We start from the raw sequence: 15,153 nt of genomic DNA, 5'->3' as shown, positions 1-15,153 counted from the left end.
GCCGTCCGCGGGCGCCCGATCGGCAGTCCCTCGGGACATATGTCAATCGTAATCCGACTGTCCGGGCGGGCTGCTCAAGCAGTCGGATTAACTACACTTCAAACTGTAATGGGGTCGTATCGTCTAAAGGCTCATGTCAGCTAAAGGCCGAAGTACTCCTGCTTGGCGGTGAGGATACGAATGAGGGACTCGTCGAGGCGGGTCTCGGCGACCTCACCGGTGCGGACGGCGTCCAGCACGCCGTGGTAGGCCTCGGTGAAGCGCTCGGGCATGAGCGGGATGTCGCAGCCAGCCTTAAGCGCCGCAACGGCCGCTTCGGCTGGTGTGTAGTAATCGGCAATAGCGCCCATGGAAAGCGAGTCGGTCACGATAAGGCCCGTGTAGCCTAGGGTGTCGCGGAGCATGTCCTGCACAACGATGGAGCTCAACGTCGCCGGCGTATTGTCGCCAATAATGTTGGGCAGATTCAAGTGCCCCACCATAATCATGGGCACGCCGGCCTCGATGGCCGCCTTGAAGGGCACCAGGTCCACGCCATCCAATTCCTCGGTGGTTTTCTCGATGGTGATGGCGCCCTCGTGGGAGTCACCAGCCGCCGAGCCGATGCCCGGGAAGTGCTTGGCGCAGCAGAGCATCTTCTTGTCGCGGAAGCCCTCCACCTCGGCGCGCACCATGTCGGCCGCCACCTGAGCGTCACTCGAGAACGAGCGCAGGCCCATGGTGTCGCTGCGGGTCGGATCGGCCACGTCGGCCACCGGGGCGAAATCGGTGTTGAAGCCAAGAGGAGTCAGGTAATCGGCAATCTGCTCGGCCGCGCGCTTGGCCGCTTCCGTATCGCCGGCATTGCCGATATCGGAAGCGTTGCCCACGTCTTGGGCGCCGAAGGCCTCGTTATCGGCGATGCGCACCACCGTGCCGCCCTCCTCGTCCACCGCGATGAACGGCGCGACGTTGCCGTCGTCGGCGTAAAACTGCTTCACGTTGGCGATCATGGCAGCAACCTGGTTGGGATCCAGCAGGTTCTGGGCGAAATAGACGATGCCGCCCACGGGATAGGCCTTTACGCCCTCGTGGGTCGCGTCGCCCGCTTGGGTGACCTGGGACACGCCTTCTACCAGGGCCTCGGGAGTCACGACGAACAGCTGGGCCACCTTTTGCTCGAGGGTCATGGCCTTTACGCGCTCGTCCACCGCAGCGCGGGCAGCAGCTTGGGCGTCTTCCCCGCCAGCGCCTTCCCCGCCGCTGCTCTGATCGGGCTCATCGAAGGCGGTGCCCGAGCTATCGCCGGCACCTTGCGCGCCTTCGCTGGCAGCGTCGTCCGCGCAGCCTCCCAGCGCCAGCGTGCCTCCCGCCAAGGCCGCGAGCCAAACGAAGCGGCGACGGGTGATGAAATCGGTTGCAATGCCCATGGAGCCCCCCTTAGAACAGCGCGTAGTTCGATTCGGTTGCAGATGCGCTTCACCAGCATAGGCCAGCGCCCCGTTGTTGGCAACGAACGAAACGGTGGCGAACGCAAAATGGGTAACGGTCGCTTCACTTTCTGTGGAGGCTGAGACGCGACGCGCGCAAATGAGGAATAATGGAACGCAAAACGCAGACGCCCGCCTTCGCTTGGTTGAGGAAGGCGGGCGTTTCAAGCAGGCACGAGAACATCGACGCCAGAAAGGAGCGACGTGACTTATCTCATCACTTTCCTCGAGGGCATCATCACCTTCGTATCGCCGTGCCTTCTGCCCATGATTCCCCTCTATGTCACCTACTTCGCCGCCGGCGAGGAAGTGCGCACGCCGGTGGTACTGCGCAACGCCCTGGGCTTTGTGCTCGGATTTACCTGCGTGTTCGTAGCTATGGGAGCGCTGGCCTCCTCAGTGGGGGCTTTCTTTGTCGAGTACCAGAGCGCGGTGAATGCAGTTTGCGGCCTGGTGGTCATCGTGTTCGGCCTGTACTTCCTCGGCATCATCAAGCTGAGCTTCTTCCGCGGCTCGAAGAACCCGCTGGCCGGGCGTCGGCTCGGATTCTTCTCGTCGGTGCTGTTCGGCATCATTTTCTCCATTGGCTGGACGCCGTGCGTGGGCGCGTTTCTGGGCTCGGCCCTCATGCTCGCTTCGCAGCAAGCCTCGGTGGTGCAGGGCATCATTCTGCTTCTGTGCTATTCGGCGGGCCTCGGCATTCCCTTTGTGGCGGCGGCGGTGCTCATCGACAAGCTGAAGGGCGCCTTCAACGTCATCAAGCAGCATTACGACATCATCAATAAGGTATGCGGGTGGTTCCTTGTCGCCGTGGGCGTGCTCATGGCGACAGGGCTGCTCGGCGGGTTCTTGCGCTTACTGAGCTAGCATGCGAGAACCAACGCGAGAATGAAAGGTTGGAATATGAGCGAGAACGAACGCGAGAACGTGAACGCGAGCGCAACTGAAGACGAGAACAAGCCGACGGAAACGCCTGCTGAGCGCGGCGAGGCCTTAGGCGAGCAGATTGCCGCCCTGGAGGCAGAGCGAGCGTCTGAGGCCGCCACCCCTGCAGGCGAAGAGGCCGACCGCAAGAAGCATATCGGCGTCATCGCGGCCGTCGTCGCCTTCGCCGTGCTGCTCATCGGCGCCGGCATTGCCTACAGCGCCTTGGCCCCCGCCGCCGACAACCGGGGCATCAGCACAACAACGTCGGTCCAGAACGCCGATAAGGCCGAGGGCGACACGAGCGCTCGCGACTCTGCGGCCGACAACGCCGGAAGCGCCAGCCAGGAATCGGCCTCGGGCAACAACGCCGCCACCGAGACCGACACCAACAAGGACGAGCAGGATATGAGCGCCCCCGACTTCACCATGACCGACGCTTCGGGCAAAACCCTCACCCTGGCCGATTTCCGCGGCAAGCCGGTGCTGCTGAACTTCTGGGCCAGCTGGTGCGGCCCCTGCGCAAGCGAGATGCCCGACATTCAAGCGGCCTGGGAAGAGCACGGCGATGAAATTGAGTTCGTTATCGTGAACATGACGGGCATGAGCGGCGAGACCGAGCAGAGCGCCAAGGAGTTCCTGTCGCAGAACGGCTACACGTTCCCCTGCTACTTCGACGTCGACCAAAGCGCGGCCACCGCCTATGGCGTGTCCTCCATTCCGCAAAGCTACCTGATTGATGCCGAGGGCAACATCCTTGGCGGCTACATGGGCACCATGAACACCGCCGTCCTCGATGAGGGCATCGACCTGCTCACCGGCGCCGCCGTCCCGACCGCACAGTAGGCGCGACCGCCTTCGGTCTTCAATTTTCGGGTCCGAGGAACTCAACTCAGTTTTTGTAAAACTCATTTGAGGAAAAAGTTTCACGAAAAAGCGCCGGCCCAAGGGTCGGCGCTTCGCGTTAGAACAATCGATGACGGCGGTCTTTTAGAACTCCAGCTCCTGCAGGCGGTCGAACACCACGTCCTTGCGGGTGAGGAAGTCCCACGGATCGAAGATCTCGTCGAGCTTCTCGGCCGAGAGCAGGGCCATGGCCTCGTCGTCGGCCTCGAGGCGCTCGCGGTAGGTGGGGCCGTCCACGGCGTTCTGGATGTCCTCCCACACCTTCATGGCGTTGCGCTGCACGATAACGTAAGCATCCTCGCGGGAAATACCGGCGTCTACCAGGGCCAGCAGCACCTTCGAAGAGAAAATAAGGCCCTTCGTGCGCCACAGGTTGTGCTCCATCTTGGCCGGGTAGGTCTGAAGGCCGTCGAGCATCCACTGCATCTTCGCGAACATGTAGTCGAGCGCCGTGAAGCTGTCGGCCAGCACCACGCGCTCGGCGCCGGAGTGCGAGATGTCGCGCTCGAACCACAGGGCCACGTTGTCGAAGGCCACCTGGGCGTTGGCCTTCACCACGCGCGCGAGGCCGCAGACGCGCTCGGCCGTGATGGGGTTGCGCTTGTGGGGCATGGCGCTGGAGCCCTTCTGGCCCTTGGTGAACGGCTCTTCCGCCTCAATGACGTCGGACTGCTGCAAAAGGCGCACCTGCATGGCGATGGATTCCAACGTGGAGGCGCACACAGCGAGCGCGGCCATCACCTGGGCGTGGCGGTCGCGGGCGAGCACCTGGGTGGACAGCGGGTCGGGCGTGAGACCCATCTTCTCGCACACGTAGGTTTCCACGAAGGGGTCGATGGAGGAATAGGTTCCCACCGCGCCCGAGATGGCGCCGGTGGCGGCCACGGCGCGGGCCTCCTCCATACGGGTGAGCGCACGCTTCAGGGCCCAGGCCCAGCTGCCGAACTTCATGCCGAAGGTCATGGGCTCGGCGTGGATGCCGTGGGTGCGGCCAACGCACAGCGTGTTCTGGAACTCGAAGGCGCGGCGCTTGCAGGTCTCGCCGAGGCGCTTGATGTCGTCGATAATGATGTCGCAAGCTTGGGTGACCTGGTAGGACAGGGCCGTGTCGCCCAAATCGGAGGAGGTCATGCCGTAGTGCACCCAGCGACTCGGCTTGTCTTCGCCCTCGGGAATGTCGGCATCAATGTAGTTGGCCATGCAGGTGGTAAACGCGATGACGTCGTGGTTGGTCACCTTCTCGATCTCGTCGATCTCCTCCACGGTGAAGTCGGCGTGGTCGCGAATCCACTGCGCCTCTTCCTTGGTGATGCCCGCCTGGCCGAGCTCGGCCTGGGCCTCGCAGGCCAAAACCTCGATTTCCTTCCAAATGGCGAACTTGTTCTCGAGCTCCCAGATGCGGCCCATTTCGGGGCGAGTGTAGCGACCGATCACGTGCGTTTCCTTTCCCTTGCAGCCTGCGGCTTTTGCTGAGAAACAGGGTACCAGAAATAATCCCGTTCGTCGGGGCTCTTACCCAAGCGTCCCGTTCGAATGAGCTGAATCACCTGCGAGGTCGCCCTTGCAGGTGATTCAGCCGGATTCTTTGCGCAGCGAGAAAATATCTCGTTGCAGAATGCGGGCGGCTCGGGTAAGATGCATTGTTACGCGGAGGAGTGACCGAGAGGCCGAAGGTGCTCGCCTGCTAAGTGAGTATGCCCCACAAGGGCATCTAGGGTTCGAATCCCTACTCCTCCGCCATTTTTCCCAGCTAAATAACACGCAGTCGGTCTAAGTGGTCGAAATGTGGTCGCAGCTCCCCGTTGGGAGCTTTTTTTGTTTTCGGGCGCGACGACCACCTCCGCCAAATCTCTTCCAGCACCAAAACAGACGGACATAAAGCCATCGCAGTAAACCGCCCTATTCACCAGAACGCTTATTAGCATTCGGCGGCATTTCTCTTCGTCTGGCACATCCGCAGAATCTTCCATGCTTGGTTACGCTCTTGCTAGAAAAAGACGCAGCAGGCATGTTAAAAGGATCAGCAAATACTGATCCTTTTAACGCACCATTACTCATCGCTATTCTTCTTTTTGTTTTCAGAGACTTCAAGCCAGTCAGCAGCCTGCTCCTCGGTCATCTCGAAGGAGGTATCCACATAGTAGTCATCGGAGCCGGAGGAAGAGGAGCTGGAGTTGCTGGAACCGGAGCTCGAGCTGGAGGAGCTGCTTTTACCGCTGGAGCCGGAGGAGGACTTGTTGGAACCGCCATTGTCGGAGGAACCGGAGCTGGAGCCGTAGCCGGTCTTCTCAGCTTCAGCAGCAGCCTCGCGAGCAGCCTTTTCCTCAGCAGCCTTGCGCTCGGCCTCTTCCTTGGCCTTCTGCTCCGCCTCCGCCTTCTCGATCTCCGCGATGCGCGCGTTTGCCGCATCTGCGGCGGCTGTGCACTGGGCGACGAACGCGTCCCGCTCCTCGTCGGATTTCCAAATCTCGGCGACGGCGGCATCCGTCTTCACGGTGTCGGCCAAGGTCTGCGCCGCCGTTGCGGAATTCGCGAGCGCCTCCTTGTCGTCGCCTTCCGTCGGGATAGCTGCCAGCTCGGCGGCGTAACTGTCGCGCATCCAGGCCGCATCTCGTTCGATGGCAGCAGCCGCTTCCTGGGCAAGGGCGTCGTACAAATTCCGAGAGCCATCGTAATATGTGACGGAATCCACATCGATGGCCTCGGCAAACCGACTCAAGTCCTGAATGTTGCCCAGAACCGAGTCGTGATTCATGTCCGCATCCTCGAGGGTCAGTCCTGCCAGCTCCTCGCGATAGTCCTCGGCGACTTTCTCGGCTTCTTGGTTGTACTCGGAAATCTCAATGGCATGCATTTCCTCGTTGTGGGCATGAATCCCAAATGCGACAGCGACACCCACCAACACTACCGCGACGGCGCCGATAGCAATAGCCGCCTTCTTGTCCACTTTCATTTTTGCTCCTTCTTTCATCGTTCGTTGCGCCACCTTTCAGGACGCTCAACCTACCAATAGGGACACGCTATTCCACCCGGAAGCTAGCCAGCATTGCCACCACAGCAGCCTCATCGTCAGCCGACAGCCCCCCTTCGGGAACGGGGCAGTAGAAGGCGGTCAGGACAGGGTACTCAAAGGAAAGAAAAATATCGGGGAATCCGGAATCGAACTCCCGCTCGCCTTCCAAAGATACCGGCAGCACCGCATAGTACTGCTCGTCCTCGCCATCTGAGTAGCCATCGGCGCCATTATGAGCCCAACCCGTGAGCGTCACGCGCGCTACCATAAACTCGCCGAGAGAGGAATAATCATCCGCTTGCACGGCTCCAGGCACGAAGGACGAGCCTGACACGCGCTCCACGAGGGCGCGAACCGAACTGTTATGCGTACCGCCAGGATCGCCGTTCAATTGGGAGAACACGACTTCGATGCCACCGCCATTCTCGACGATGATGCTTTCTCCGTGCGTCGTAACATCATCGGTCGTAACCGACCAGCCCCCTGGAAGATCAAACGAGAAAGCCGGCCACGTTACAGCATTTACTTCGCCATATTTCGTCGTATAGGTGTCATCGAAATCGAAGAAGTTTGCGAAGTCGAACCCGTTGGATTCGTCAGCAAAACTCGCCTCACCAACCGCGCCGAACTCCTTGCTAACATCAAGAAGCGTAATGGCGTCCCCCGTATCGAACACGGTTGCTGACAACTCTTCGGTATTGCCGTCAAACGGATTGGTCGGAATGCTGAGTTTGAACTCGCCGGTAATAGGCGCGGTGATCTTCTCGCTTAAACTCCCCTTCAAATCCCAATCCAGTCCCGGGATTCTAATGGCCCCATCGCCGCTCTCTCCTTCGGTAAGCTTCTGAAGCTCGAAGCTCGTCGAGCTGTCCAAGCCGATCGAAAACTCCGGGCCAGCACAGCCATAGAGCATGCTGCTAAAACGGGCCGTCACCGCCGCATCGAAGTCTCCTGTCACGGTAATATCCGGCCCTGCAGAAGCAGTCAGCTCAAAGGCGCGCGATCGATCCTCGTTGATCGGCTTCAGCCCCTCGGAGCTCGTATACTCGAAGCCGAACGACTTATCGAGGACGTACTCACTTACCAGCGCCTCAAAGAACGCCGTGCCCTCGGCGCTCATGTCGATTGCGGCGTGGTTGGTGAACACTATGGGCAGCCACCCGATATAGAGGGTAAAGGGCCTTAAATCCTTATCGAACAGCTCTTTCTCCACGGTCCCGGAGCTCAAGAGCTCCTCGAAATCAATCTCCGCTCCGCAAGCGAAACGATTGACGACCCGCATCGATATCTCGCCAAAGTCGATTCTCAGCGAAACATCAATGGTATCTCCAGCGTAAATTCCAAAGCCGCTTTCACGGAGGTCGAAGAGATTCCTCTCCACGTCATCAGCGAAAGCCTGCTGAACGAACGAGGACACCTCGCCGTTTCTCGTGTCAGTTACCCGGTAATCGCCGTTCTCGTCAATCTCGATCGAGTAGCTTACGTCGCATTGGTCAATAGCCTCGGTAAGCGCAGCCTGAGTTGTTGAAACGACAAACCCGCTCTCCGTTTCCCGGGCCGCCCCGATACGGCGCAGCAAGCCCTCGGGCGTCGTTTCGGTGACACCGGCGGCCAGAATGGCGCCTTCCGGCAGCCCCTCCAACGAGGAGACCGTCACCGTTGACTCGCTGCATCCGATGATCTGAAAAGGGGATTCCCCTTCCTGGTAAAGTACCACGTCGTCGTTGATGACGACTCCAGGATAGACATTCCCCTCCGGAGAGCTTCCCTTCTCGGCAGTAGGTATAGACACGATACTCAAGGCAATCGCAGCCAGAATTACCACCATGGCAATTGCGACAATGATTGCAGGGCGTTTGATATTGTTGTTCATAGTTGACCCTCTTTCGGCAAGATGAAGTTATTTTTTATAGAGGGTTCCCTCGTTGTAGACGAGAGTATTGCTGTCCTGTTCTCCCTTAGGAGTGAGCGAACCAACCGTGAAGGCATCGATTTGGCTGCCCTGGACAAGCTCGATGGTCTTTTCTCCCGTATTGGGATTCGTAAAGTAGCCCACGAGCTTCGCGCTTCCCTTTCCGCCTGTGCTTGTGCCACTGGCAACAAACCCATAGGAGTAGCCATCTTCGAGTGCGTACTGTCCTCCGGTTTCCGGTTCAATCGCTCCATGAAGAGTGGCATCGAAAGGCATTGCATCCCTCTCGTATCCGCACTCATATTGCTCGGCGCTCATTTCTATGGTGAAGGTGCCCCTTTCCTCATCAAAGTTGCTTATGTCGAACCTGACGAAGTGCTCCATGAGGTTGCTTTTGCCCCAATAGCTGCCCTCGATGTCTTTGTAGGAAACCTTGCGCGACGTGTCCTCATCTTCCTTGCGCCACGAATCGTTTTCGAAAACGAACGACATGGTCGTTGTCTCGGAAGAGTCGACGAACCAGGCACCGCAGGTTTCTTCTAGCACAACTTCGCAGTGCGTCTTATCTTCGCTCAGAGTCATCTGGGATTCGTCGAATTCGACTCCTTCGCCAGAATCGATTCCTTTTTTCGGAGTCGTAGTTGAGGATTGACGCTGAAATTCATAGAGGGGGCTTTCTTCATCATCGGTATAAGTAGCATCAAAGACAAGCTCCGAGATGAAGCTCTCGTTCTCCACCGTTGCCGTCACTACGGCAGTAAGCGTATTGTCGCCTGTCTTTTCCATGTCCGAAACGGAGAAAGCCGTAAGGGAGTAAGGGGTCTCCTTGACATAGTCGTCCAAAGCGGCGCCCCTTTTATCGAATCCTTGCTCGATAAAGGCCTTTTTGAAGGAGTCCTCAGTTTGGCCGAAATTTGCCGCACCACATCCTGGCAATATAAGGCACAAGGCGAGACCTGTTGCCAGCAATAATGTAGGAACAAAGGCTTGGAATCCCGAATGTGCGAATGCTCTTTTCATGCTGCGCCCTTTCACTCGTTTTCGTCGAACGTGCGATAGAGGCGCGACCTCTGGCGATTCGGGAAGGAAGGCATCCACCGCAGTTTCGCCAAAAACCGTGGGGCGTGCAGCATGCAACAACCCGGAGTGGGCAGATGCCCTCCTTGGCGGTTGTTGATATTCTGTTGCTGCAAACCCCAAGTCACTTGAAGTTCACGGTTTTTGGCAACGATGAGTATAGCAAATTCCCTGGCGAGAAATGAAGAGCGGGCAACAATAGGAAAACGTTTTGCGCTTCTGCCGAACGGACCAGCTCGCAAGTCAACTCTCGACCCTGTTTTGTAATATTCCCCATCCCGTGACCTTATATGCCCCTTCTTGGCATAGTGGCCGATAGTGATGCGGGTGCCGTGGGCTCTATGTGAGATGGCGATAAAGAAAGGTCGCCACCAACAGAAAGGCGCCCTCCTTATGCGGGATCGCCCTCGTCGGCGTTGATGATGTCGATGATGTCCTGCTTGGAATGCACGCCGAGCTTCTGGTACACGTTGCGCACATGGGACTTCACCGTGTTCTCGGAAATGCACAAATGCTCGGCCATGTACTGGGTGTTGCGCCCCTGAGCCAGGCACCCCAGCACGTCGGTCTCGCGGGGCGTGAGCTGGGCACGCGCGGCCAGCGCGGCACAAGAGCGCTGCACGCGGTCTTCCACGATGAGCACGGGCTCGGATTCGGCCGCAGCAGCTGCCACGGCGCTCGGAGAGCCCGCGGGCACCTCGCTGCGCTCATCGGCCCGCGTGCCCGGCGCCGCCAAGCTGCGATCCTTCAGCACGAACAGCACCACCGTGGAGAACAGGTACACCACCACCAGCGCGAGCACCAGAAGGGCCACCACCTCGCTGCCGACGCGCGAGGCGAAGAAGTAGCCGAGAACGGAGCCGAGCAACGCCAAGAGCGAGATGGCCCCCTCCCCTACGCCGAACAGCAGAAACGCCGGAGCCCGCGTCTCGCGAACCGCCTCGGCGATCATGCACCAGGAGATGACGTCGGCGATGAGCCAGCCCATGGCCACCAGAGAGTTCGCCACGCCACCACCCCCGTTCCACACGAAGGCGAGCAGCAGAAAACCGCCCGTGGCCAAGGGCAGGGCGATGCGGTAGGACGCGGCGATGTTCACGGCCCGCGTGGAGACGAGCGCCGGCACAAGCAGCGCCAGCACCACCGCCAGGGTGACGAGCGTCGAGGTGAGCTGGGCCGAAGCGGCCTCCACCGCCTGCTGGCCCGACACGAACAGCATGAAGTTGCTCAGCAGGGCGAACAGGGCCGCCAGCAGCACCGGGCGCCACAAGGTGCCGAACGCCCGGAGCGCGGCATCCCGAGCAGGCCTCACGGCGGAGATTTTCCGGCTGGCGAGGCTGCGGCCGACCAAATGGGGCATCACCCCGAAGGAAGCCCATGCCGCGACGAGCAGCACCCAAGGCGAGAGCGACAAGGGGGACCCGGTGACGACGAGCGCGATCACATAGGACAGCAGCACGAAAAGATAGGTCGTGCGCAAGGGAAGCGTCGCGCAGAAGCGGCCCCATACCATGAGGAGCAGCCCGTCTCCGGCACCCAGAAGCGCCGCGGACAGGGCGAGCAGCAGCGACGCCTCGGACGCGCCGAAGGCAAGCTCGGGCACGCGCAGCACCGCCACGGACAGCGTTACGCCGATTACGAGGAGCAGGGACGCAAACCCCGCGGCCACCGCGGAGGGCACGGAACCGGGACGCGCATACGAGACGCCCGCGCATCCCGCGGCGCACGCGCACCGCGCGCCGAAGAACACCACGAGGAACAGCATGCCGGTCGCAGGCGGGAACCCTCCTTGGCCAATAAGGGGCAGTGCGTCGTGGAGATAGATGAAGTTGAAGGCGATGAAGAGCGCGTAGCCCACGTGGTACCAGCGCGCCTGCTCACGCAGGTCGCGCCACGATGCCCGCACGTTGGCAACGATGTTCCCTCCCGAAAATCCCATGGTGCCAGTATAAGCGCCGAGGCCGATTCCGTACCACCCGCGACGGGTGAGATAGCTGCTTTTTCGCCCGAAAACGGGGAATTTCACTACTGACGGGTGTCGCGAGCGGCCCGCCTCTCCCCCTACCATAGGGACCGCAAAAACGCGGCCGCCACCCCGGCGCCGCGAAGCTATGAGGGAAGGGAAATTCCATGAGCAAACAATCGATGAGCCGCCGTGCGTTCTTCGGCCTGGGAGCCGCCGCAGCCGTGACCGCGGGAGCCGCCGGACTGGCCGGCTGCACGCCTGCCGCCCCGGCCCCGAGCGAGGGCGCGCTGTCCTCCACGGCCGGCGAGGGCGCCGCCACCGAGGGCGCACCGGCGTTCATGACCGCCCCCGAGCCGCCCGCCGAGGTGGCCGAGACCAAGGAGTGCGACGTGCTGGTGCTGGGCCTCGGCCTTTCGGGCATCTGCGCGGCCCGCGCCGCGGCCGAGGCCGGCGCCAAGGTCATCGGCGTGGAGAAGCAGGCGCAGCTGGGCGTCATCGGCATGGCCGGCGACTTCGGCATTTACGGCTCGAAGATCCAGAGCGATCTGGGCATGGGGCTGGCCGACAAGGCCGAGGTGGTCAACCAGCTGATGAAGGACATGACCTTCCGCCCCAACGCGCGCCTGCTCGGCTACTGGTACGACCACTCCGGCGAGGACTTCGACTGGCTCGTGAGCGGCTCCGACTACGAAGTGGTGCCCACCTCCGCCACGCCGGCCAGCGGCGAGAAGGACTGCGTCATCCGCCCCAAGTGCTTCCCCATGCTGGAGGGCTACGACCGTTCGACCGAGCTGTTCCCCTTCTTCAACGGCACCGTGACCACCGAGCCCAGCGTGGGCTGGTGCATGGAGTCGTGCCAGACCATCGCCGAGGGCGCCGGCGCCGAGTTTATGTTCAGCACCTTCGCCGAGCAGCTGGTGAAGGACGAGTCGGGCCGCGTGACGGGCGCCTACGTCCATGACGGCAACGGCACCTACACGCAGATCAATGCCGCGAAGGGCGTCATCCTGTGCTGCGGCGACATCTCGGGCAATCCCGACATGCTGAACTACTACGTGCCGTGGGTCGAGGGCATCGCGCCGTTCTACCCCAACATCGACGCCAAGGGCGAGGTGGCCAACACCGGCGACGGCCAGCGCATGGGCATGTGGGCCGGCGGCCATATGGAGCTGGGCCCGCTGGCTCCCATGACGCACCACATGGGCGCGGCCCTCGGCGTGGACGCCTTCCTGCAGCTGAACGTGAACGGCGAGCGCTTCATGAACGAGGACATCCCCGGCCAGAACATCCAGGACCAGCTGTCGCGCCAGCCCGAGGCCCGCGCATGGCAGATCATCGACGCGAAGTGGCCCGAGCAGCTGGCCTGCCAGGGCACCGGCCACGGCTATGTGAACTACTTCATCCCCGACGAGGAGGCCGATAAGTGGCCGGCCGTGGTGGGCGACGACTTCACCGCGAACTTCAGCGGCTATACCACCGAGAAGATGTTCCTGGACGCCATCACCTGCCAGGCCGACACCATTGAGGAGCTGGCCGAGAAGATGGGCCTGCCCGTGGACGCTGTGGTGGCCTCGGTTGAGCGCTACAACGAGCTGGCGCACAAGGGTGTGGACGAGGACTTCGGCAAACGCGCCGACCGCCTGTTCCCGCTGGAGAACCCGCCCTACTACGCCTGCGAGTTCGGCGATGCGGGCATGCTCGTGTGCATGGGCGGTCTGGACTGCGACACCGACTGCCACGTGCTGGACGACGCCATGGCCCCCATCCCGGGCCTGTACGTGGCCGGCAACAACATGGGCGGCCGCTACGCCGTGGAATACCCCGTCACCGAGGCGGGCATCAGCCTGGCCACGGCGCTCGTGTTCGGTCGCCTGGCCGGCATGAACGCCGCTGCCGAGAAGTAGTTCGGCGGCTGGGCACGCCGCTGCCACCACCCTCCCTTTGCGGGCCCCTGTGTACGGCGGGGGTCCGCTTTGCGTCTTGGGGAGCTCTAGCGCTGCCACGGCCAGCGGCGGCGGGTGGTGGCGGCGAGGCGCTTTTTGCGGTAGGCGGGATTGTGCTTGAGGAAGCGCCAGTTAGCGAGGCGCGTGATAGCAAGGCCGACAAGGCCCACAGCCATGAAGCTGAGCGACAGATCGAGCACGGCGGGCGCGTTGTCGAAGAAGGCGTAGAGGGACACGAGCGCGAAGAAGCCGATGACGATGGCGTTGAGCCAGGTGAAGACCTTGATGAGCACTTCCTTGGCCCGCGCCGGGGAATGGCGATAGGTGACGACGACGTAAATGAGCCCGGCGGCCACCGCCATAATGATGAGCAGAGGAACCACGCGGGACAGGCGCGCTAGAAAGCCCATGATTACCGCCCCGGAACGATAGCGGCACGCAAGCCGGAAAGGCTTGTGGGGCGCGCCCACCAGCCGCGAGCCGTAGCCGCGGTGGCGATGCGGCTGGCCTCGGCGAAGGTGTCCACAAGGGCGAAGGTGGCCGATCCGCTGCCGGAAAGGAGCACGTTGCCCTCCCCCGCCTGCTCGGCGAGCCAGACGCGAACGTCGGACAGCTCGGGCAGCAGGGCCTCGGCCGCAGGGGCCAGGTTGTTGGCAAGGAGCACCTCATCTGCCTTCGTTGCGGAGCGGTCGCAGGCGAGCACCTCTTCGGACGCGGGACACGGAACGGCATCGAAGCGCTCGTAGGCGGCCGCCGTGGAGACGCCGCCTTCGGTCTTCACCAGCACCACGGCCCGGCGCGACGGCTCCAGCGTGCGCTGCAGCACCTCGCCCACACCGTCGAGCAGCGCGCAGCCGCCGTGCAGGAAAAACGCCACATCGGCGCCGAGAGATCGGGCAACTTCAGCCACGCGGTCGTCGTCGGCGGGAATATCCCACGCCTTCGCCAAGCCCACGAGCACCGCCGCCGCATTCGACGAGCCGCCGCCCAGGCCGCCTTGGGCCGGAATGTGCTTTTCAATGCGCAGCTGGATGGCCTCGGGAAGGTCACGGCCCACCGCTCGCGCCAGACGATCGGCCGCCTTGAAGGCGAGATTGTCAGCCGCGGCGATTTCCAAATCTTGGCCCGTGCGGTCGGACAGGTCGATGGTCACAAGGAGGTTCTCAGCCGGACCGCCCACGGCTGTATCGACACGGCCCTCGCTGTCCGCCACGCGCTTGGCCAGCTCATCGGCGGAAATATCCTCCGTGCGCAAGTAGAGCGTATCGTGCAGAGCCAGGGCGTGCATGACCGTGTCGGCATCGTGGTACCCGTCCTCGCGACGGGCCCCGATGGCGAGCAGCAGGTTCACCTTCGCCGGCGAGACGAGCTTCATCGTGTTCGGCCCCATGAACGTGGCCGCCGACCACTGGGCCTCGCGGGCCGCCGCCAACAGGTTCACTTCCGCCTCGCGATTGCGCTGGGCATTCTCGGTCATTCGGCTTCCTCTCGTTATTTCTTGCGACGGGCGCGGAAGAATTCCTGCAGCAATTCCACGCACTCGTCCTCGCGCACACCCGCTGTGGCCTGGAACTGGTGGTTCAGGCGCCCATCGGCATGGATGTCGTACAGCGTGCCCACGGCGCCGGCCTTCTGGTCGGGAGCGCCGTACACACAGCGGGCCACGCGCGACTGGTGCATGAGGCCCGCGCACATGATGCAGGGCTCCAGCGTCACGTACACCGTGCAGTCGGCCAGGCGCCACGCATCCAGCACGCGGGCCGCCTCCTTCATGGCGAGGAATTCCGCATGGCCGGCCGGGTCGCGGTCGGTCTCGCGCCGGTTGTGCGCCCGTGCAATGACGCGCGGCTCGGCGAGCGGACGCCGCGTGCCGCGGTCGATGGGCTCGTGCACCACCACCGCGCCGATGGGCACCTCGCCCATAGCGCCCGCGGCCCGGGCCT

At 62.1% G+C, this 15,153-nt stretch carries 12 protein-coding genes and 1 tRNA gene; 4 read left to right on the top strand and 9 right to left on the bottom strand.

The genetic code is table 11. From position 1 onward, the window contains the following. Window positions 1-140: 140 nt before the first annotated feature. On the bottom strand, window positions 141-1,409 hold the full coding sequence (locus VJ923_RS10965; protein ID WP_326441414.1) for a glycoside hydrolase family 3 N-terminal domain-containing protein: 1,269 nt from the start codon (window positions 1,407-1,409) through the stop codon (window positions 141-143). 264 nt (window positions 1,410-1,673) lie between these two features. Between VJ923_RS10965 and VJ923_RS10960 the strand changes: the two genes are divergently transcribed. Both VJ923_RS10960 and VJ923_RS10955 read left to right on the top strand, forming a co-directional pair. Next, window positions 1,674-2,336 (top strand): cytochrome c biogenesis CcdA family protein, encoded by a 663-nt coding sequence (locus VJ923_RS10960; RefSeq protein ID WP_326441412.1) that lies wholly within the window; start codon window positions 1,674-1,676, stop codon window positions 2,334-2,336. A 36-nt stretch (window positions 2,337-2,372) separates the two neighbouring features. Further along, a complete protein-coding gene (locus VJ923_RS10955; RefSeq protein WP_326441410.1) occupies window positions 2,373-3,239 on the top strand; it encodes a TlpA family protein disulfide reductase in 867 nt (288 codons plus the stop codon). Between the two features lie 144 nt (window positions 3,240-3,383). On the opposite strand, the gene purB is transcribed toward VJ923_RS10955, so the two are convergent. Beyond that, window positions 3,384-4,733 carry an adenylosuccinate lyase gene (gene purB / locus VJ923_RS10950; protein WP_326441408.1) on the bottom strand — a complete coding sequence of 450 codons (1,350 nt, stop codon included), beginning with the start codon at window positions 4,731-4,733 and terminating at the stop codon, window positions 3,384-3,386. 215 nt (window positions 4,734-4,948) lie between these two features. Here purB and VJ923_RS10945 point away from each other — a divergent pair. Further along, window positions 4,949-5,039 (top strand) — tRNA-Ser (locus tag VJ923_RS10945). 310 nt (window positions 5,040-5,349) lie between these two features. Here VJ923_RS10945 and VJ923_RS10940 read toward each other — a convergent pair. From VJ923_RS10940 to VJ923_RS10925, 4 genes are all read right to left on the bottom strand, one after another. After that, the gene (locus VJ923_RS10940; protein WP_326441406.1) at window positions 5,350-6,252 is read right to left on the bottom strand and encodes a hypothetical protein; all 903 of its coding nucleotides are present in this window, start codon (window positions 6,250-6,252) and stop codon (window positions 5,350-5,352) included. Window positions 6,253-6,319: 67 nt separating this feature from the next. Beyond that, entirely contained in the window at window positions 6,320-8,185 is a 1,866-nt protein-coding gene (locus tag VJ923_RS10935) for a hypothetical protein (protein ID WP_326441405.1), read from the bottom strand. Window positions 8,186-8,212: 27 nt separating this feature from the next. Next, a complete protein-coding gene (locus tag VJ923_RS10930) occupies window positions 8,213-9,244 on the bottom strand; it encodes a hypothetical protein (RefSeq protein ID WP_326441403.1) in 1,032 nt (343 codons plus the stop codon). A gap of 448 nt (window positions 9,245-9,692) precedes the next feature. After that, entirely contained in the window at window positions 9,693-11,240 is a 1,548-nt protein-coding gene (locus VJ923_RS10925; RefSeq protein WP_326441401.1) for a helix-turn-helix transcriptional regulator, read from the bottom strand. Window positions 11,241-11,431: 191 nt separating this feature from the next. On the opposite strand from VJ923_RS10925, the gene VJ923_RS10920 reads away from it, so the two are divergent. Continuing rightward, a complete protein-coding gene (locus tag VJ923_RS10920) occupies window positions 11,432-13,171 on the top strand; it encodes an FAD-dependent oxidoreductase (protein ID WP_326441399.1) in 1,740 nt (579 codons plus the stop codon). Window positions 13,172-13,257: 86 nt separating this feature from the next. Here VJ923_RS10920 and VJ923_RS10915 read toward each other — a convergent pair whose 3' ends face one another. From VJ923_RS10915 to VJ923_RS10905, 3 genes are all read right to left on the bottom strand, one after another. Beyond that, entirely contained in the window at window positions 13,258-13,620 is a 363-nt protein-coding gene (locus VJ923_RS10915; RefSeq protein ID WP_326441397.1) for a guanylate cyclase, read from the bottom strand. A gap of 2 nt (window positions 13,621-13,622) precedes the next feature. Next, on the bottom strand, window positions 13,623-14,687 hold the full coding sequence (locus VJ923_RS10910) for a 4-(cytidine 5'-diphospho)-2-C-methyl-D-erythritol kinase (RefSeq protein ID WP_326441395.1): 1,065 nt from the start codon (window positions 14,685-14,687) through the stop codon (window positions 13,623-13,625). 14 nt (window positions 14,688-14,701) lie between these two features. Continuing rightward, a partial coding sequence (locus tag VJ923_RS10905; protein WP_407651379.1) for a nucleoside deaminase occupies window positions 14,702-15,153 on the bottom strand: 452 nt, incomplete at its 5' end.

This window comes from Adlercreutzia shanghongiae (assembly GCF_035830635.1).
In the GTDB taxonomy this organism is placed as follows: domain Bacteria; phylum Actinomycetota; class Coriobacteriia; order Coriobacteriales; family Eggerthellaceae; genus Adlercreutzia; species Adlercreutzia shanghongiae.
This window is presented reverse-complemented; position numbering and strand designations above follow the sequence as displayed.